General features: G+C 58.1%; 14 protein-coding genes. 3 read left to right on the top strand and 11 right to left on the bottom strand.

Features of this window, described 5'->3' with window-relative positions:
- Positions 1-88: 88 nt before the first annotated feature.
- The 8 genes from GAO09_RS24870 to GAO09_RS24835 all read right to left on the bottom strand — a co-directional run bounded on the left by GAO09_RS24870 (position 89) and on the right by GAO09_RS24835 (position 10,749).
- Entirely contained in the window at positions 89-3,394 is a 3,306-nt protein-coding gene (locus GAO09_RS24870; RefSeq protein WP_153358838.1) for a hypothetical protein, read from the bottom strand.
- Between the two features lie 216 nt (positions 3,395-3,610).
- Positions 3,611-4,486: a 3-hydroxyisobutyrate dehydrogenase gene (mmsB, locus tag GAO09_RS24865; protein ID WP_153358836.1), complete on the bottom strand. Its 876-nt coding sequence runs from the start codon at positions 4,484-4,486 to the stop codon at positions 3,611-3,613.
- A 36-nt stretch (positions 4,487-4,522) separates the two neighbouring features.
- Positions 4,523-6,130 (bottom strand): GMC family oxidoreductase, encoded by a 1,608-nt coding sequence (locus tag GAO09_RS24860; protein ID WP_153358834.1) that lies wholly within the window; start codon positions 6,128-6,130, stop codon positions 4,523-4,525.
- A gap of 12 nt (positions 6,131-6,142) precedes the next feature.
- A complete protein-coding gene (locus tag GAO09_RS24855; protein ID WP_420796179.1) occupies positions 6,143-7,072 on the bottom strand; it encodes a branched-chain amino acid ABC transporter permease in 930 nt (309 codons plus the stop codon).
- An 83-nt stretch (positions 7,073-7,155) separates the two neighbouring features.
- Positions 7,156-8,043 carry a branched-chain amino acid ABC transporter permease gene (locus GAO09_RS24850; protein ID WP_153358830.1) on the bottom strand — a complete coding sequence of 296 codons (888 nt, stop codon included), beginning with the start codon at positions 8,041-8,043 and terminating at the stop codon, positions 7,156-7,158.
- 2 nt (positions 8,044-8,045) lie between these two features.
- A complete protein-coding gene (locus GAO09_RS24845) occupies positions 8,046-8,747 on the bottom strand; it encodes an ABC transporter ATP-binding protein (RefSeq protein ID WP_410769078.1) in 702 nt (233 codons plus the stop codon).
- A gap of 2 nt (positions 8,748-8,749) precedes the next feature.
- Entirely contained in the window at positions 8,750-9,535 is a 786-nt protein-coding gene (locus tag GAO09_RS24840) for an ABC transporter ATP-binding protein (RefSeq protein WP_153358826.1), read from the bottom strand.
- Complete coding sequence (locus GAO09_RS24835; RefSeq protein ID WP_153358824.1) at positions 9,535-10,749, bottom strand: ABC transporter substrate-binding protein; 1,215 nt, start codon at positions 10,747-10,749, stop codon at positions 9,535-9,537. Before GAO09_RS24835 ends, GAO09_RS24840 begins: the two co-directional genes overlap by 1 nt.
- Before the next feature lie 184 nt (positions 10,750-10,933).
- Between GAO09_RS24835 and GAO09_RS24830 the strand changes: the two genes are divergently transcribed.
- Positions 10,934-11,878, top strand: a complete 945-nt coding sequence (locus tag GAO09_RS24830) for a LysR family transcriptional regulator (RefSeq protein ID WP_153358822.1) — start codon at positions 10,934-10,936, stop codon at positions 11,876-11,878.
- 34 nt (positions 11,879-11,912) lie between these two features.
- Here GAO09_RS24830 and GAO09_RS24825 read toward each other — a convergent pair whose 3' ends face one another.
- Positions 11,913-14,000, bottom strand: coding sequence for a carboxy terminal-processing peptidase (locus tag GAO09_RS24825; RefSeq protein ID WP_153358820.1), 2,088 nt, complete (start codon positions 13,998-14,000; stop codon positions 11,913-11,915).
- A 248-nt stretch (positions 14,001-14,248) separates the two neighbouring features.
- Between GAO09_RS24825 and GAO09_RS24820 the strand changes: the two genes are divergently transcribed.
- The gene (locus GAO09_RS24820; protein WP_153358818.1) at positions 14,249-16,357 is read left to right on the top strand and encodes a S9 family peptidase; all 2,109 of its coding nucleotides are present in this window, start codon (positions 14,249-14,251) and stop codon (positions 16,355-16,357) included.
- Positions 16,358-16,613: 256 nt separating this feature from the next.
- Positions 16,614-16,901: a hypothetical protein gene (locus GAO09_RS24815; RefSeq protein ID WP_153358817.1), complete on the top strand. Its 288-nt coding sequence runs from the start codon at positions 16,614-16,616 to the stop codon at positions 16,899-16,901.
- A 79-nt stretch (positions 16,902-16,980) separates the two neighbouring features.
- On the opposite strand, the gene dmeF is transcribed toward GAO09_RS24815, so the two are convergent.
- Positions 16,981-17,943, bottom strand: coding sequence for a CDF family Co(II)/Ni(II) efflux transporter DmeF (gene dmeF / locus GAO09_RS24810; protein WP_153358815.1), 963 nt, complete (start codon positions 17,941-17,943; stop codon positions 16,981-16,983).
- Positions 17,944-18,005: 62 nt separating this feature from the next.
- Positions 18,006-18,278 (bottom strand): Ni(II)/Co(II)-sensing transcriptional repressor DmeR, encoded by a 273-nt coding sequence (gene dmeR, locus GAO09_RS24805; protein WP_153358806.1) that lies wholly within the window; start codon positions 18,276-18,278, stop codon positions 18,006-18,008.
- Positions 18,279-18,301 lie beyond the last annotated feature (23 nt).

Raw genomic sequence — 18,301 nt, 5'->3', positions numbered from 1 at the left:
AGGCACGCATCACGAGCCACTTCAAAAGGCGGAAAAGACGCGCCCGCGAATGTGCGAGCGAGCCTGCAAAGGTAATTTTCACCAGAAATCAGGCCCCGACTTTATCAAGCCAGGCTTTCAGATCGTTATTGCTGATCTTGCCGTCCTTGCCGTTGTCATGGGCGCTGATGTCGAGGAGATCGAAGAACCCCTTGTTGTCGAGCAGGAATTGCGCCGCGTCGCGATCTTCCTTGCTGCGGCCTTCATCAGCCGCGTATTTGCGCAGATCCTTGTCACTGACGATGCTGTCGGAACCATTCCAGTCGTCCCATTTGGAGCGGATCGTTTCGATGACGTCACGGTTCTCGTCGTAAAACGCGCGCTGGTAACCGGCCATTTCCTTGTCGACATGGAGCTCTTCATCCAGACGGTTGCTGGAGGACCCGTCATCCTGCGGCGTTTCCTTGAAGTGCTCCCATTCGTCCTTCTGGAAATCGTAGATGCTCTCGCCCTCCGGGGCGTCGCGTTCGCCGTAGCGATAGGAGGAATAGCGGGCGTATTCGACCTTGTCGCCCCAATCGCCCCGGAGAAGACCATCGTCGGCGAGATCCTTGTACCACTGACCTTCGGCATCGGTCGCCTTCTGCTTCTTTTCGTGGTCGAGGAAATAGCCGACAATGCCGCCGATACCCAAAAGCGCCACCCCGACGAGGAACAGCGGTGCAGCGGCGGCCCCCAATACGGCGCCACCGATGCCGAAGGCGCCAGCTATACCGATCCCGCCTGCGGCAAGGCCCGCTGCGCCGCCGATGACCTGCAGGCTGCCGGCGGCCTTGCCGAGATCGCTGCCGCTCGCAACCGCATCCTTGATGGTGAAGGCGCCAAGAACGATATCGGCAATGCCGCCAAAGGTGTCCGCGACCGGCCCAAGAACACGGGTCACGGTCCTGCCGATATTCTTGAGATTGTCGAGATTGCTCAAGCCCGCTGCCTTGGCCTGGGTCTCGATCGTGGTCTGCACGCCATCGACCACATCGGGATCGAAATTCTCGATGAACTTGCTGCCGTTGACGCCCTTGCCCGTGGCGATGCGATCGGCCGCCTGATTGATCTCGCGGGTCGCATCGGTGGTGAACCTGTCAAAATCCAGCAGCTCGATTTCCGGGAGAACATAGCTGTTCTTTGGTACGCTATCCTGCAATGCCTGACCGTTCAGCCCCTTGTCGCCCCAGATTTCCGGTACGGACTGTTTGAGGCCGAGCACATCGGCCATCTTGCCTTCTCCGCCCAGAGCCTTGGTGATCGAGTCGCCGAGCGTCGCGAAATGCGATGTCGCGCCCACGAAGCTGATGAAATCCTTGGCCACAGCCAGACGTTCGATTGGCGTATCGGCGAGCGCGCCGCCGCGACCCGCCAGCTGGTAGATGCCAGAGATCAGCGACACGCCCCCGCCGAGTGAACCCAGCAGGCCCATGCTGTTGATCTTGCCCATGAAGCCGACAAAACCTTCCTGATCCTTCAGCGGGATGAAGGCCTTGTATTTGTCGAGCGATTCCTTCGGGATATGGCCACCATTGGCGGCGGCTTCCTGCGCGGCTCCATTGACGGCCTTCATAACCGCCTTCTCATCGACATTGCCGTTGATGAAGCCTTCGACAAACTTTTCGATGGTCTCGATCGTCCGCCGCGGGACATCGAAGCTTTCCTGCTTGAAAATCGCCTTCAGTAGGCCGAACAGGTCCTTGGTCGCCTGTGTCTTGTTGACCTCGGAAATCGTATCCGGATTGGCGACAAGATTGTTGAGATCCATCGTCAGCGCGTCAGTTTGCAACTGCGCGGCAGCCTGCTTTCCCTTTTCGGGGTCAAGTGCCGAAAGGCTCTGCACAACCTGGGCGATATCGGCCTGGGCGGCGTGGGTCAGCCCCTGTTCCTTCAATTCGGCGATATACTCCATGTACTTGGAGTCCTTGCCGAACACGAGGTCTTCCAGCTTTTTCTCGAGACCTTCGCGATCGATCTTGCCGATCGCGTCTTCCATCTTAGCGCTATAGTCTTTGGAAATAGTCGGATCGGAGAACAATTCCTCCAGGCACGTATCGAGAGCATGGCCATCAATGATGTCCTGCATGTCGTCGCCGGTCAGCTGCGTCTGCTTATCGTTGCTTTCACGCCAGGTGCCGCCGAACAGGCCTTGCGTTTCCTCATAACCGGTAATGCCGCGACCATTTTCGAAAGCGCTCTTCGCCTCAAGCGCGCGCACCAGTTTTGCGCGAGGGTCATCCTTGGCGATCGAGCCGTCCTCGACGCCCTTGCGATAATCCTCGATCAGGCTTTTGGTGGCCAGTTCGGAAACTGTCAGCTTACCCTTGCTGGCATCTTTCTCATCCACATCGACATCGGTCTTCTGCTCGAAAACGCTGAGTTTGGATGGGGACGGGATGCCGAAATCCTTGCGGATGGAATCGATATCACCGGACTGCGTACCCTCCGCCTTTTCGACGATGCGATCATAAAGCGGCTTGTTGGTGAGTTCGGAAACAACGAACTTGTCGCCATTCTTCGTCTCGAAGCGGATGATACCGTTGTCGAACTCGTCGGCCATGCCCCAGCGCACGATATCCTTGTCGTCCGGGTAATCGGTCGGTCCCGCCAGCTTGTAACCATCCTCTTCCGACGCTTTGATATCGGCCTGGCTTTTCTGGTAGGTGGTCACCTGATCGTAGACTTCGGGCGTCACCTCTTCCGAGACATGGAGCTTTTCGCCATTCACGGTGAGGCCGACAAAGCCGTTCCTTTCGTCCGGCGGCAAGATTTCAGCCTTGGCCAGATCTTCTGGAGCGATCAGTGCACCATCCGTCTTCAGTACAAAACCTTTGTCATTGCCCTTCTGTAGCGCGTCGACCTTGTCGAAGAAATCAGGCGTCAACTCCTTGCTGATGGCAATACCTTTGCCATCCTTGTCCTTGGCCGTGTAGGTCAGAACCCTGCCATCCACCATCCATGCGGTGATATCCTTGAGGTCCCGCAACGGCACCGTCTCGTCATTGCGCAGGATACGCTCATCACGCTGTTGCATCGTGTTCATTTCGGCACCGGCCATGCCCTTGATGCCCTCGATATAGTCAAACAGACGCGGGTTGACGTCACGCTTAACGACGACTGTTTCGCTATCCGCCTTGAACGCAATCACGTTTTCGCCGTTAGCACCGTCCTTGGTCCTGGCCTCCTCCGGCACATCGACGATCTCGGTGTCGCGCACCGGTGGCCAAACCTCATTATCGCTGGCCATACGGTAACCGGGCTTGTCCTGATCTTCCCGCTTCTGGGCGACCCGAAGAACGGTCTCAAACAGGTTGCCGACCTCAGAACCGACCGGATTGTTGTCCTGTGTGCGGGCGTTTGCATCGATACGCATGGGAAGGAGCCTCCATCCTTTAGGGTGGGTGAGCGCAAATCAAGCGCGAGGATGGCCGACTATTCCGGTTACCGATGACAAACCCGTGACATTTTAGGGGTTTTTAGAGCGCAAGACGTGCCGATTCACAGACCGTGGACACCATATCGTCTCGTCACGGTCTTCTTTGACTCGACCGAAATTCGCAGCGGTGGGACACCGCAAATCCCTGCTGCGTTAGGTTCTCAGCATCCGTATGATGGCTGAAAAATCCTCGCCGCCATGACCTGCAGCTTCGAATGCGGCATAAAGGTTGGCAGCGTGGGCTCCCAGTGGTGTCTGTGCTCCGGCCAGCGATGCCGCGTCCTGTGCCAAGGCAAGATCTTTCAACATCAGGGCAGCGGCAAAACCGGGACGATAATCGGCATTGGCGGGCGATGAGGGCACGGGTCCCGGCACCGGGCAATAGGTGGTCAGTGACCAGCATTGGCCGGATGACGTCGAGGCCACGTCGAACAGGGACTGATGCGAAAGGCCAAGCTTTTCCGCCAGCACGAAGGCTTCACTGACACCGATCATCGATATGCCGAGGATCATGTTGTTGCAGATCTTGGCCGCCTGTCCCGCGCCATCGCCGCCACAATGGACGACCTTCCTGCCCATGGCTTCGAGGATAGGCAGTCCCGAGGCAAAGGCTTCGTCCGAGCCGCCGACCATGAAGGTGAGCGTACCGGCAGTGGCCCCCGTCGTTCCGCCCGAGACCGGAGCGTCGATTGAAGGGCAATTCATGGCGCGGGCAAGACCGTGAGCCTGGCGAGCGCTATCCACATCCACCGTCGAGCAATCAATCAAAAGCGTGCCTTCCGCCACGAGCGCCGTGAGCTCAGTCCAGACCGAAACTACATGCTGGCCCTTGGGCAGCATGGTGATGACGTATTCAGCATCACTTACCGCTTCGGCAAGCGATGCCGCCGGGTCGACGCCTGCGTCGGCAGTTGCCTTCAAGGACGCTGCGGAAAGATCGAAGCCGACAACCGCATGGCCGGCCTTCACCAGATTGGCGGCCATAGGACCACCCATGTTTCCAAGACCGATGAATGCAATACGCTTCATAATCGTCTCCCTTGTCGTCGGCCGCTACCATTGCCTTCAACGATTGCCCGCGAGAATCATCTCGGCTGCTTTTTCGGCAATCATGATCGTCGGTGAATTGGTGTTGCCGGAGGTGATTGACGGCATGATCGATGCATCGGCGATGCGCAACCGCCCAAGCGCGCGCATCTTCAGCCGCGGATCAACAACGCTCTCCGGGTCGCTCCCCATGCGCGCCGTGCCGACTGGGTGAAAGATGGTCGTGCCGATGTCGCCGACGGCTTTCTCGAGGTCGGCGTCCGTTTCCAGCGCCGCCCCCGGCTTGTATTCATGGGGATGATAGCGGGCAAATGCCGGCTGTTTCACGATTTCGCGCGTCAGGCGCACCGCTCGCACCGCAACATCACGATCGGCGGCAGTCGAAAGATAATTCGGGCGGATTGCCGGTGCGGCAGCGAAATCCGAGCTTTTCAGATGCACAGAACCGCGGCTTTCCGGTCGCAGATTGCACACGCTGGCCGTTATCGCCGGAAATGCGTGTACCGGCTCGCCAAACCTGTCGAGGGAAACCGGCTGGACGTGATATTCAAGATCGGCTGTTTCCTTGTCAGGGCCGGAACGCGTAAAAATGCCAAGCTGGCTCGGCGCCATCGACATTGGCCCGGAGCGTTTCAGCGCATATTCCAACCCGATCGCTGCCTTGCCGAGCCATCTCGACGCCTTCTCGTTCAAAGTCGGCACGCCGGTGACCTTGTAGACAAGCCGAAGCTGCAAATGATCCTGCAGGTTTTCACCGACTGCCCTCACCTCTTTCACCACATCGATACCGGCCTCTGACAAGACCTCGCCGCGACCTATGCCCGACAATTCCAGAACATGCGGCGTGCCGATCGCGCCGGCCGACAGAACCGTTTCACGCCGTGCAAATGCCGTCTTCAGCACGCCGTCATGGTGAAACTCGACACCCTTGACCTCGCCTTCTTCGAGGACGAGCCGGCGCACATGCGCTTTGGTGAGAACACGCAGGTTCGCTCGATTCATCGAGGGCTTCAAAAACGCTTTCGATGTGTTCCAGCGGATACCCGATCGCTGGTTGACGTCGAAATAGCTCGATCCTTCGTTGTCGCCGCGGTTGAAGTCCTCGATGATGGGAATACCGGCCTGTTCGGCCGCCTTCTGAAAACTGTCGAGAACCGCCCAGCGGACACGCGCCTTTTCAACACGCCATTCTCCGCCAGCGCCGTGCATGTCATCGGCGCCCTTGTAGAAATCCTGGCTCTTGCGAAAGAGCGGTAGAACATCGTCCCAACCCCAGCCATCACAACCAGCCTGCCGCCAGAGATCGTAATCGCGCGCCTGCCCGCGCATATAGATCATGCCGTTGATCGAGGAGCAGCCGCCGAGCAGTTTTCCACGCGGATAGGATAGCGAGCGGCCGTTTAGCCCCTCCTCCTTTTCGGTGGAAAAACACCAATCGGTGCGCGGATTGTTGATGCAATAAAGATAACCGACCGGGATATGGACCCAATGGTAGTTGTCCGTACCGCCAGCCTCCAGCAGGAGCACGCGGTTGCGCGGATCGGCAGACAGGCGGTTGGCCAGAACGCAGCCGGCACTACCGGCACCGATGACGATATAGTCGTAGTTTCCCTCTAGACTTTGCATGGTCCTGGCCCATCAGCGCCGGTGTTCGAAGCCGAGTTTTCGGCCGAGCCGCGAGGCGTAGAACTCGCCGATGATGCCACGACGAAACAGCAGAACGCAGACCATGAAGACGACGCCGGTGATGATGGTGACCGGAAATTGCGAGGTTGCCAGATAGTTCTGCAGCGTGACGACGAGTCCGGCGCCAAAGACCGGGCCGATCAGGGTGCCTATGCCGCCGAGCAGCGTCATCAGGATGACTTCGCCGGACATCTGCCAGCCGACATCGGTCAGCGTGGCGAACTGGAAGACCAGCGCCTTTGTTCCGCCCGCGAGACCCGCGAGCGCCGCCGACATGACGAACGCGCCGAGCTTGTAACGGGCAACCGAATAGCCGAGAGAAATGGCGCGCTGTTCGTTCTCCCGGATCGATTTAAGGATCATGCCGAAAGGCGAATTGATGAACCGCCAGATGATCACCATGCCGATCAGGAAAACGGCGAGAACGAAATAATACATGTTGGAGGTATCGGCGAGGTCGATGAAACCGAACAGATGCCCGCGCGGCACCGACTGGATACCGTCTTCGCCATGGGTGAATTTGGCCTGCAGGCAGAAGAAAAAGAACATTTGCGACAGCGCCAGCGTGATCATGGCAAAATAGATGCCCTGTCGGCGAATGGCGAAAAAGCCCATGATCAGACCAAGCCCTGCTGCCCCTGCCGCACCGACCAGAATGCCGATCTCGGGCGGGAAACCCCATTCCTTGACGACATGGGCGGTGAAATAGGCTGCCCCTCCGAAGAAGGTCGCGTGTCCGAAGGACAAGAGGCCAGTGTAGCCGAGCAGCAGGTTGAAGGCGCAGGCGAAGAGCGCGAAGCACAAAAGCTTCATCAGAAAGATCGGGTAGAAGAACATCGGTGCGATGGCGAGCAGCAGGATGCCGATGGCGAGAAATGCCATATAGGTTTTCGATGCGGTGGACGAACGTTCGCTGCGTACAGTTGCCGTGGTTGGAATGGCGTCGCTCATGTCACTTTCCTTCCTCAGGCATCCCGGCCAAACAGTCCGGCCGGGCGGATGAGAAGCACAATCGCCATGATCACGAAGATGACGATATTGGACGCTTCCGGATAAAACACCTTGGTCAGGCCCTCGGCGATACCGAGCATGTAGCCCGTAAGGATCGCGCCCATGATCGATCCCATGCCACCGACCACGACGACCGCGAAAACGACGATGATGATGTTTGATCCCATCAGCGGCGACACCTGATAAACGGGGGCAGCCAGCACGCCGGCAAAGGCAGCAAGGCCAGCGCCGATGCCGTAGGTAAGCGTCAGCAACAGCGGCACGTTGACCCCGAAAGCCTGAACCAGCGTGGCATTTTCGGTGGCAGCGCGCAGATAGGCGCCAAGCTTGGTCTTTTCGATCAAGAGCCATGTGCCGATGCACACGACCAAGGACACGACCACCACCCAGCCGCGATAATTAGGCAGAAACATGAAACCGAGATTGGTGGCGCCGGTGAGTTGCGGCGGCGGCGCATAGGGTTGCCCCGAAGAACCGTAGAGATAACGGAACGTGCCTTCGATGGTCAGCGCCAGACCGAAAGTGAAAAGCAGACCATAGAGGTGATCAAGCTTGTAGAGGCGCGACAGCAGCAGACGTTCAACGATCGCGCCGAACAGGCCGACCACCAGCGGAGCAAGCAGAAGCGCAAACCAATAATTGATGCCGAAATATTGCAGCATCAGCATCGCCACGAAGGCACCGAGCATATATTGCGCGCCATGGGCAAAATTGATGACCCGCAGCAGTCCAAAAATCACGGCAAGGCCGAGGCTCAGGAGCGCATAAAAAGAGCCATTGATCAGGCCGATCAGCAACTGCCCCATGAAGGCTTGCAACGGAATGCCGAAAATCATCGTCATGGTCACACCCCCAGCACCTTATGCAGCATGTCCATGCGCTGCGGCAGTTCACCGACAGGAAAGTCGGCGACCATTTTACCGTGATCCATCAGGTAGAAGCGATCGGCCACCTTGCTGGCGAAACGAAAGTTCTGCTCAACCATCAGCACCGTCATGCCGCGCGCTTTCAGTGTTTTCAGAACCTCGCCAATACGCTGCACGATAACCGGCGCCAAACCCTCGGTCGGTTCATCGAGAATGAGAAGCCTGACACCGGTGCGCAGGATGCGGGCAATCGCCAGCATCTGCTGTTCGCCACCGGACAATTTCGTGCCGGGACTGGAACGACGTTCATGCAGGTTTGGGAATAGCGCGTAGATTTCATCCAGTGACATGCCGCCATCCGCCACGACCGGCGGCAACATAAGGTTTTCCTCGACGGTGAGCGTGGAAAATATGCCGCGTTCTTCCGGCACGAACCCCAATCCTGCATGCGCCGTCTTGTGCAGCGGCACGGACAACATGTCCTTGTCCGCAAAGCGGATCTGACCCTTGCGCTCGCGCAGGATGCCCATGATGGTGCGGAGCGTCGTGGTCTTTCCGACGCCGTTGCGGCCAAGAATGGTGATGGTTTCACCTTCACCCACCGTCATGTCGACGCCGTGCAGAATGTGGCTTTCACCATACCAGGCGTTGAGATTGGAAACTGTCAGGAGCGGTTGCACCATCACGCCTCCTCCGTGCCCATATAGGCCAGTCGCACGCGCTCATCCTGCGCAATCGTCGCGTAATCGCCTTCAGCCAGAATTTCGCCGCGCTGCAACACCGTCACCTGGTGGCAGATATCGGCGACGACGGAGAGATTGTGCTCCACCATCAGCACCGCCCGGGTTTTGGCCACCTCGCGAATGATATTGGAAACCGCACCGATATCCTCCTGCCCCATGCCGGCCATCGGCTCGTCCAGCAGCAGCACCTTCGGATCGAGCGCCAGTGTGGTGGCGATCTCCAGCACGCGTTTGCGTCCATAGGACAGGTCGGCCGCCAACATGTTGCGCTCGCGTTTCAAGCCGACGGTTTCGATCAGTTGGTCGCCGCGCTCGTTCAGCCGGTCGAGCGACGACACCGGCAGCCAGAATTGTGTCGAAAGGCCATTCGGCCGCTGCAGCGCCACCCGCACATTGTCGAGCACGGATAGATGCGGAAAAACCGCTGAAATCTGGAACGAACGCACCAGCCCCATACGCGCCACCTTGTCGGGCGCGAGCTTGGTAATGTCTGTTCCAAGCAGGGCGATCGACCCGGCCGTCGGCTGCAAAAATTTGGTGAGCAGATTGAACACGGTGGTCTTGCCGGCACCGTTCGGCCCGATCAGCGCATGTACGCGGGCATGCTCAATGTCGAGATCGACGTTCTTCACCGCCATGAAGGCGCCGAACCCCTTGGACAGGCCGCGGGCGGACAAAACCACCCGCGGCTGTTCCTCGTGCATAATTGTGGTGGCCACTGCCATTATTTGACGAGCTCGCAGCCAGCCTTGGCCGGATCGAGATAGGCTTCCTTACCGGGGATGGTGGCGAGCACATTGAAATAATCCCACGGCTCCTTGCTTTCATCCGGCTTTTTCACCTGCAGGAGGTACATGTCGTGGATCATGCGGCCATTGGCACCCACGGTACCACCGCGACCGAAGAAATCGTCCACCGGCAGTTCGCGCATGGCCTTTGCCACCGCATCGGCATCATCCGTACCGGCCTTTTCGACCGCCTTCAGGTAATGAGTGACGGCGGAATATGTGCCGGCATGCACCATGTTCGGCATCTTCTGGGTCTTGGCGAAGAATTTTTTGCCGAACGCGCGGCTCTGGTCGTCGAGGTTCCAGTAATAGCCTTCGGTCAGGGTCAGCCCTTGCGCGGCTTCAAGCCCAAGACCGTGGACTTCGGCAAGCGTGAACAGCAGCGCCGCCAGCTTCTGGCCACCCTGAACGATACCGAATTCCGCTGCCTGTTTGATGGAATTGGCGGTATCGAGACCCGCATTGGCGAGGCCGATCACCTTTGCCCCCGAAGACTGCGCCTGCAACAGGAAGGACGAAAAATCCTGGCTTGAAAGCGGATGCCGCACCGAACCCAATATAGTGCCACCATTGGCTTTCACGTAATCGCTGGTTTGCTGTTCCAGCGAATAACCGAAAGCATAATCGGCGGTCAGGAAATACCAGCTGTCACCGCCCTGCTTGACCATGGCGCCGCCGGTACCGACCGCCAGAGCATGGGTGTCGTAAGCCCAGTGAAAACCATAGGGTGTGCAGGCCTTGCCGGTCAGGTCCGTGGTCGCAGCGCCGGTGTTGATGGTGATACGCTTCTTGTCCTTCGACAGCGCCTGTACGGCAAGACCGACCGAGGACGTGGTCAGGTCCATGATCGCATCGACCTGCTGGGTATCGTACCACTGGCGCGCTATGTTGGAAGCGACGTCCGGCTTGTTCTGGTGGTCAGCATCCACGATCTCGACCGGCACGCCCAGCACCTTGCCGCCAAAATCCTCCACTGCCATCTTGGCAGCCTCGACCGACGATTTTCCGCCGAAATCGGCATAAACACCGGACTGATCGTTCAGGATGCCGATCTTTACTTTTCCATCGGACGGGCTTCCGGATGCCGTTTGGGCAAATGCCGTGCTGCTGGTCAAAACAAGGACCAGCGATGCCAGAAACGTCTTTCGCATGATGTCTCCTCCCAGAGATTGCAAAATGTCGTTGGGCGTAAATCTGTGCAGTTTTGGCGAACCACCCTCCTCAAAGCGGTTCTCCTGAAAGGCATGGTTGAGGAAAACATGCGTTGACGCAAGAAGCCGACCATTATTAATTGCAAACAGGATCTGTGCATTTTTGAACAGACACGGGAGGAGCATGCCCGGAAATACCAACTTCAACCCCAATTTCACCTGGGACGATCTGCAGTATTTTCTCGCCGTTGCCCGAACAGGGCAGCTATCGACTGCCGCCCGGCATTTACGCACCAGCCACGCGACGGTGTCGCGCCGCATCGACCGCCTCGAATTCGCGCTCAAGGTAAAATTGTTCGAGCGTAATCCGCGCGGTTACGTTCTTACCGCCATGGGCCAGCGTTTCATCGAAACGGCGGAAAAGATCGAGCTGGAAACCGACCGGTTGCAGGCCGACATCAATGACGGTGTCGCCGCGCATCGCGGCGTAATCCGGCTCAGCATGCCGGAAGGGTTTGCAAATTTTTTCTTCGCTCACCGGATCGATGATTTCACCCGCCAGAACCCGAACCTGTCACTGGAACTGGTGACGATCCAGCAGATCATGTCTCTGTCACGCAAGGAAGCCGATATCGCGGTCACGCTCGATCCGCCCAAGGCCGGTCCGTACATGATCGAGAAGATCACCGATTACACGCTCAGCGTCTATGGATCGAAACATTATCTCGCCGACAAGCCCGAGTTGAAACGACGTAATGATCTGCTTGATCACCCGTTCATCGGCTACATTCAGGACATGATTTTCGCACCCGGCCTCGACTATCTCGATGATGTGCATCCTGGCATCAAGCCGCGTTTCCAGAGTTCCAGCATCTACGCACAACTGACGGCGACGCTGAACGGTCAGGGGCTTTGTATCCTGCCGCATTTTATTGCCTGCCAGCAGCCCGACCTGCAGATCGTGCTTCCCGCCGAGGTTCAACTTACCCGCCATTACTGGCTGATCCGCCACCGGGATACGGCACATATCCCGCGATTTCGGGCTGTAGCAGATTACATCTTTGCGGTCGTGGGAACGAACCGGGACGCGTTTCAGGGGCCCAAGGTTGATGGTCCAGTGACGTCATGAGGGGGAAAGGAAAGCCCCTTCCCCCGCCAAACGGTTACGGACGCTTGCCGGGTCCGGCCAGAAGATCCGCATGATCTGCGACGATGGCAGCCGCTTCGTTTTTAAGCACGTCTTTCGCGTTTTTGCGGGCGTTTTCAATCGCCAGATCTGCAGTCAGGCTGCGTTCGTTCGATTGCAGACCATCGTCGTCCTGCGGCGCAGACCCGCCCGCTTCCTGACGCGCCTTCAGACGCGCTGTCATGGCATCCATTTCCTTGCGGCGCTCGGCCTCATTGAGGGAAATGGTGTTCTTTTCGCGCTGCGCCTTCAGCTCGTTGGCATCCTCGACAAATCGCTTGAAGTCCGCATCCGTCTTGGCACGCGTCTCGTGACGTTCCTGCAACTGTGGGATAAGCGCCGTCAGATCGGCAAAATCCTTGTGTTTCGCAGGCTTGATCTCAGTCCAGGGCAGCGCGTTTTCATAACTCGCTTCGCCGAACGTCTTGGGATCGGCGAGACCCGGCAGGCCGATGTCGGGGGTCACGCCACGCAATTGTGTCGTTCCGCCATCGATACGGAAGAATTGCGCAATCGTCAGCTTTATTTCACCGAGATTGGCTTCTGCGTTTTTCACCATACGATCCAGATTGACGACCGTCTGCACACTGCCCTTGCCGAAGCTCGGGTCACCAATGATCACGCCGCGACCGTAATCCTGTATCGCCGCAGCAAAGATTTCCGATGCCGATGCCGAGCCGCGATTGATCAGCACGCCGAGTGGCCCTGCCCATTCGGGTTTGGGAAGATCGTCGCTTTCGATCCTGATTTCACCTTGCGCATTGCGCTGCTGGACCACTGGCCCCTTGCCGACAAAAAGGCCCGTCATCTCGATCGCTTCGGTCAGCGAGCCGCCTCCGTTGTCACGCAGATCGATCAGGACACCGTCCACCTTTTCCTGCTTCAGTTCCCCGAGCAGCTTGGCAACGTCGCGGCTTGCGCCCCGATAGTCCTTGTCACCCTTCTGCCGCGCGTCGAAATCCTCATAAAAGGCAGGCAGCGTGATGACACCGATCTTGCGCGTCGTGCCATTCTCCTCGACCGGAATGATGGCCTTGCTTGCCGCCTGTTTTTCGAGACTGATCTTTTCACGAACGAGGCTGATCACACGATGGCTGCCGCTTTCGCCGGCTTCCGCCGGCAGAATATCCAGGCGAACAACCGAATCTTCCTTGCCGCGGATCAACTGAACGACTTCATCCAGCCGGGTACCAACAACCTCCTCGATGGCGCCATCTTCGCCCTGCCCGACACCGATGATGCGGTCACCAACCGCGATCTTGCCTGACAGTTGTGCCGGACCGCCCGCGACAAGCTCGCGAATGGTCGTGTAGCCATCACGATCCTGCAGGACGGCGCCGATACCGACCAGCGAAAGTCGCATCGATATGTCGAATTCCTCCGATGCCTTGGCGCCGAAATAATCGGTGTGCGGATCGACGGAGGTCGTGTAGGCCGCCATGAACGTCTGGAAGACGTCGTCACCCTTGTAGGTATAAACGCGATCGAGAATATTCTGATAGCGTTTGCCAAGCGTCTTGCGAATGGCATCGTCCGACTGTCCGGCAAGTTTGAGTCGCAGCCAGTCACTCTTAACGCGCTTGCGCCAAAGCTCCCTGCTTTCATCCTCCGAGGTTGCCCAGGGCGCGTCTTCACGCATTATTGAAAACTCTTCCTGAGCGCCGAAGTCGAAATCCTGCTTCAGCAGCTCCTGAGCATGGGTCATCCGTTGCACGACCCGCTCGGAATAAACGCTGAACATCGAAAACGGGATCGTCAGGTCCTCGTCAAGAATGGCGTCATCGATCTTGGTGCTGTTCTTCATGAAGCCGTCGATATCGGCCTGCGCGAACAGCATTCTGTCCGGATCAAGCGATTTGATGAACTGGTTCATGATCTTGGCCGACAGCGCGTCGTCGAGTTTAACCGGCTTATAGGCATATCGGCCGAGGAACTGCGCGCTCAGATGGGCGGCCTGCGCCTGCCGTTCCATCGGCGCCAGTTCAGGAAGCTCCCTGGCTTCGAGTGAATATACCGGGGCCGAAAGTGAGAGGATTAAGCCGATCAGACCATATTTTATGCGCATTCAGCGGTGACCCCATTTAATTGTCGGTAGTGTGCCATGCCGGTTAGGTGGAGCAATTATGGCGTTTTGGCAACCGATGTGGGAAAACAACGATCGGTGATCCACGGGGAGATTGCCGTGAGCCTATCGATAAGGCAGCCAAAAGGTCGCTTCACAAAGCTCTAACCGCGCCGGTTCCTGCCATCGCTTGCTTCACCGCACGCCGCCCCTTATCTGTGGCACTCCTTCATGCAATCCGGAGCGTTTCCTTGGCCACCTCCCCGAAATCGCCTTTCTCCAATCTGCCCGCTGCGCCGACCGCGCCCAAGAAGCCGGTCAGCGACACTTATCACGGCATCACCCGCACGGACGATTACGCCTGGCTGCGTGCCGATAACTGGCAGGCGATGTTCAAGGATCCCAGTCTGCTCGATCCTGAAATCCGCAAGCATCTGGAAGCCGAAAACGACTATATGGAGGCAGCTCTTGGCGACACGGCCGCACTGCAGAAGACGCTGTTTGCCGAAATGCGCGGCCGGATCAAGGAAGACGATTCATCCGTACCGATGAAGGATGGCCCTTTTGCTTATGGCTCGCTGTTCGTCACTGGCGGCGAACAGCCACATTATTTCCGCACACCGCGCGATGGCGGCGAAAAACAGACGCTGCTGAACGGCGACAAGGAAGCGGAAGGCAAGGATTATTTTCGTCTTGCCGGCATCGATCATACGATTGACCATAGCCATGGCATCTGGGGTTATGACGACAAGGGTTCCGAATATTTCACGCTGCGGGTTCGCGACCTGACCACTGGCGAGGACCTTGACGACATTCTCGAAAACACAGCAGGCGGCGGCGTCTGGGCGCCCGATGGCCGGAGCTTCTTTTATACCCTGCAGGACGAGAACCATCGCCCGTCAAAGGTTTTCCATCACATCCTCGGCCAGAAACAGTCGGAAGACCGGCTCGTGTTCGAGGAAAAGGATCCCGGCTTCTTCATGGGCGTCGGCGGCTCGCTGCTGGACGATTTCATCTATATCGACATCCATGACCACGAGACCTCGGAATACCGCCTGATCCCAACCTCGGACCTGGTGGCTGAGCCAAAGCTCGTCGCCGAGCGCGAGGAAGGCATCGAGTATTCGATGACCGAAGGCGGCGATGTCTTCTACATCCTGACAAACGACGGCGATGCCAAGGATTTCAAGATCGTCGAGGCCCCCGCTTCGGCACCGGGCAAGGAAAACTGGAAGGAAGTCGTGCCGCATGTGCCCGGCCGCCTGATCATCTCCCATATGGCGTATGCCCGCCACCTGATCTGGCTGCAACGCAAGGATGGTCTGCCGCAGATCGTCATCCGCGACCGCACCAGTGGCGAAGAACATGCAATCGCCTTTGATGAGGAGGCCTATTCGCTGGGTCTTTCCGGCGCCGCCGAATATGAGACGAACACGATCCGCTTCTCCTATTCATCGATGACGACCCCGACGCAGCTTTTCGACTATGACATGGTCACCCGCGAACGCACTCTCCTTAAGACCCAGGAAGTGCCGTCGGGTCACAATCCGGACGATTACGTCACCCGCCGCGTGATGGCTCCGGCCCATGACGGTGAACTGGTTCCCGTCTCGCTTCTCTACAGAAAGGACACGCCGCTCGATGGCTCTTCGCCGTGCCTGCTTTATGGCTACGGCGCATACGGCATGACCATCCCGGCCTCGTTCTCGACCAACGCGCTGTCGCTTGCCGACCGCGGCATCGTTTATGCCATCGCGCATATCCGTGGTGGCAAGGACAAGGGTTTTGCCTGGTACGAAAACGGCAAGATGGAATTCAAGCAGAACACGTTCAAGGATTTCATCGCTGCCGCCGATCATCTCGTCGCCACCGGGTTTACCGCCTATGACCGCATCATCGCCGAAGGCGGTTCCGCCGGCGGCATGTTGATGGGCGCGATCGCCAACATGGCACCGGAAAAATTCGCCGGCATCATCGCGGCTGTGCCCTTTGTCGATGTGTTGACGACCATGCTCGACGACACACTGCCGTTGACGCCGCCGGAATGGCCGGAATGGGGCAACCCGATCGAATCCGAGGAAGAATATCGATGGATCGCCGCCTACTCTCCATATGACAACGTCACGGGTCGCGCCTATCCACCGATTCTGGCCATTTCCGGCCTCACCGATCCGCGCGTGACCTATTGGGAGCCGACCAAATGGGTCGCCAAACTGCGCGAGCATACGGCCGGCGCGGCGCCAATCCTGCTCAAGACCAACATGGCGGCCGGACACGGTGGCAAATCGGGTCGTTTCCAGCGGCTTGAAGAGATCGCCTTCGAATATGCATTTGCCATCAAGGTTGCCGGCAAGATGTAAGGCCAAGGATGCAGGCGTTGCGATTTAACGCCTGCATCCGACCATCTCAGCTGGTTCTTACTCAACGACTCGGCTGCGCATTTATTCACACGTACCAAATTGTGCGATGCATGCTTCTCGCGCGCCAAAGCGTACAAAATCGTCGAAAACGCCCGAAAATCCGATGTTTTTAATTTCGCAACCGCTAAAGCGCAAGCTTCGCGCAAGTTTTGGCCGTTAACCATTATTTAACGGAACCAGAAACGGAACAGACCGCATGAAGATCGATAGCGGACTGAGCGGTTATGGCTATTCCCACCGGTCATACGAGATAGACCGAACGACCGAGGAAGCGCCACAACGAGAAACGGAATCGCGCCAGCGCTCTGCCTTTGCACTCACTGGCAGCAGCACATTTCTTTCGCAATCGCTCGCCAGCGCCCTTTGGGCCGTTGAAGGTAGCAGCGATTATGAGGACGGCGACATTGGTCCACAATTTCCGGTGGCAGCGCCATCGATCGAGTGGGTGGAAGGCGCCTACCAGGAATTTGCCGACTTCAATTGAAGTCGGTCTAGATACAGCCTTCACGAGGGTGAAAGTGTGTCGCGATTGGCGGATCGCGGCACACTTTTGTCATTCTGGCTCATGTCTGCGGGGACACTTCCACGGTCACATGGGAAAGCCCGGCCATGGCCCGCAGCTTCGCCTTGTAAAACGTGGGCGATTGCGGCTGACGTGCCGTGATAGCAATGATCGCGGCATGATGGCCCGGACCCACCTGCCAGATATGTAGATCAGTAATGCGGTCGCCATCCATCTCCACACGCTCGCGAATCTCCTTCGACATCGCCTTGGCTTGCGGCAAGGCATCGAGCAGGACGCCTGACGTGGCGCGAACGAGACCCCAGGACCAACGCGCGATCACCAGGCCGCCGACGACGCCCATGATCGGATCGAGCCAGTTCCAGCCATAGAGATTACCGAGCACCAGCGCCACGATGGCAAGGACCGAGGTCAGCGCATCCGCCAGCACATGCAGATAGGCGGCGCGCAGATTGTTATCCTTTGCATGCCCACCGTGCTCGTGCTCGGCGTGGTCGTCGTGTGCGTGCGCTTCGTGACCATGGCCATGCGCGTCACCATGATGGGAGTGATCATCCTTGAGCAACCACGCGCTGGCAAGATTGACGGCCAGTCCAAGCACAGCCACCATAATCGCCTGACCGAAATCGATGGCGACCGGGTTGGCAAGGCGCAGTAAGCTTTCCCATGCGATGAGAAGCGCGATCAGGCCCAGCACAATGGCGCTCGCAAAGCCGGCAAGATCCCCCAGCTTTCCGGTACCAAAGGTGAACTGGCGATTGCGTGCCTGTTTGCGTGCAACGAGATAGGCAACGGCCGCGATCAGCATGGCGCCAGCATGGGTCGACATATGCCAGCCATCAGCCAGAAGCGCCATCGACCCGTAAAGCGTGCCGGCAACGATTTCGGCGATCATCATCGCCGTGGTCAGCGCGATGACAAGCCAGACACGCCGCTCGTTGCGATTGTGATCGGCTCCCAGGAAGACATGTTCATGCTCTTGCGTGTCCGGTGAAAAGGACATTGGACTTTCCTCTTGCCTGAATGACCGTGCGACTTCGGCACGATCGTCAAATTGCGAAATCCCTAGCGGATGTAGGTCCTGAGTGCGTCGGCCAGTTCATCGACGGCCATTGCACGCTCTTTCTCACTCTCCGCTTCCGCCACGTGCTCGCGCAGATGATCTTCCATCACTTCAACGGTCAGGCCCGAAAGTGCACCGCGGATAGACGCCAGCTGCTGCAGGATCTGCCCACAGGGCGCCTCAGCCTCAAGGGCGCGCTCGACAGCTTCCATCTGGCCTTTCATGCGTCGCACACGCGCAAGCAGCTTGGCCTTTTCACGAATGGTATGAGACATCACCACCTCTTTAGTATAGGGGG

The organism is Endobacterium cereale (assembly GCF_009617585.1).
In the GTDB taxonomy this organism is placed as follows: Bacteria; Pseudomonadota; Alphaproteobacteria; order Rhizobiales; family Rhizobiaceae; genus Neorhizobium; species Neorhizobium cereale.
This window is presented reverse-complemented; position numbering and strand designations above follow the sequence as displayed.

Excerpts from the sequence above, each read along its gene's own strand:
- dmeF (WP_153358815.1), bottom strand. The coding sequence starts at position 17,943 with ATGTCCTTTTCACCGGACACGCAAGAGCATGAACATGTCTTCCTGGGA.
- GAO09_RS24860 (WP_153358834.1), bottom strand. The coding sequence starts at position 6,130 with ATGCAAAGTCTAGAGGGAAACTACGACTATATCGTCATCGGTGCCGGT.
- mmsB (WP_153358836.1), bottom strand. The coding sequence starts at position 4,486 with ATGAAGCGTATTGCATTCATCGGTCTTGGAAACATGGGTGGTCCTATG.
- dmeR (WP_153358806.1), bottom strand. The coding sequence starts at position 18,278 with ATGTCTCATACCATTCGTGAAAAGGCCAAGCTGCTTGCGCGTGTGCGA.
- GAO09_RS24850 (WP_153358830.1), bottom strand. The coding sequence starts at position 8,043 with ATGACGATGATTTTCGGCATTCCGTTGCAAGCCTTCATGGGGCAGTTG.
- GAO09_RS24830 (WP_153358822.1), top strand. The coding sequence starts at position 10,934 with ATGCCCGGAAATACCAACTTCAACCCCAATTTCACCTGGGACGATCTG.
- GAO09_RS24815 (WP_153358817.1), top strand. The coding sequence starts at position 16,614 with ATGAAGATCGATAGCGGACTGAGCGGTTATGGCTATTCCCACCGGTCA.
- GAO09_RS24870 (WP_153358838.1), bottom strand. The coding sequence starts at position 3,394 with ATGCGTATCGATGCAAACGCCCGCACACAGGACAACAATCCGGTCGGT.
- GAO09_RS24825 (WP_153358820.1), bottom strand. The coding sequence starts at position 14,000 with ATGCGCATAAAATATGGTCTGATCGGCTTAATCCTCTCACTTTCGGCC.
- GAO09_RS24855 (WP_420796179.1), bottom strand. The coding sequence starts at position 7,072 with ATGGCATTTCTCGCCATCGGCATCCTGCTGCTCGCCATCGCACCGATG.
- GAO09_RS24840 (WP_153358826.1), bottom strand. The coding sequence starts at position 9,535 with ATGGCAGTGGCCACCACAATTATGCACGAGGAACAGCCGCGGGTGGTT.
- GAO09_RS24835 (WP_153358824.1), bottom strand. The coding sequence starts at position 10,749 with ATGCGAAAGACGTTTCTGGCATCGCTGGTCCTTGTTTTGACCAGCAGC.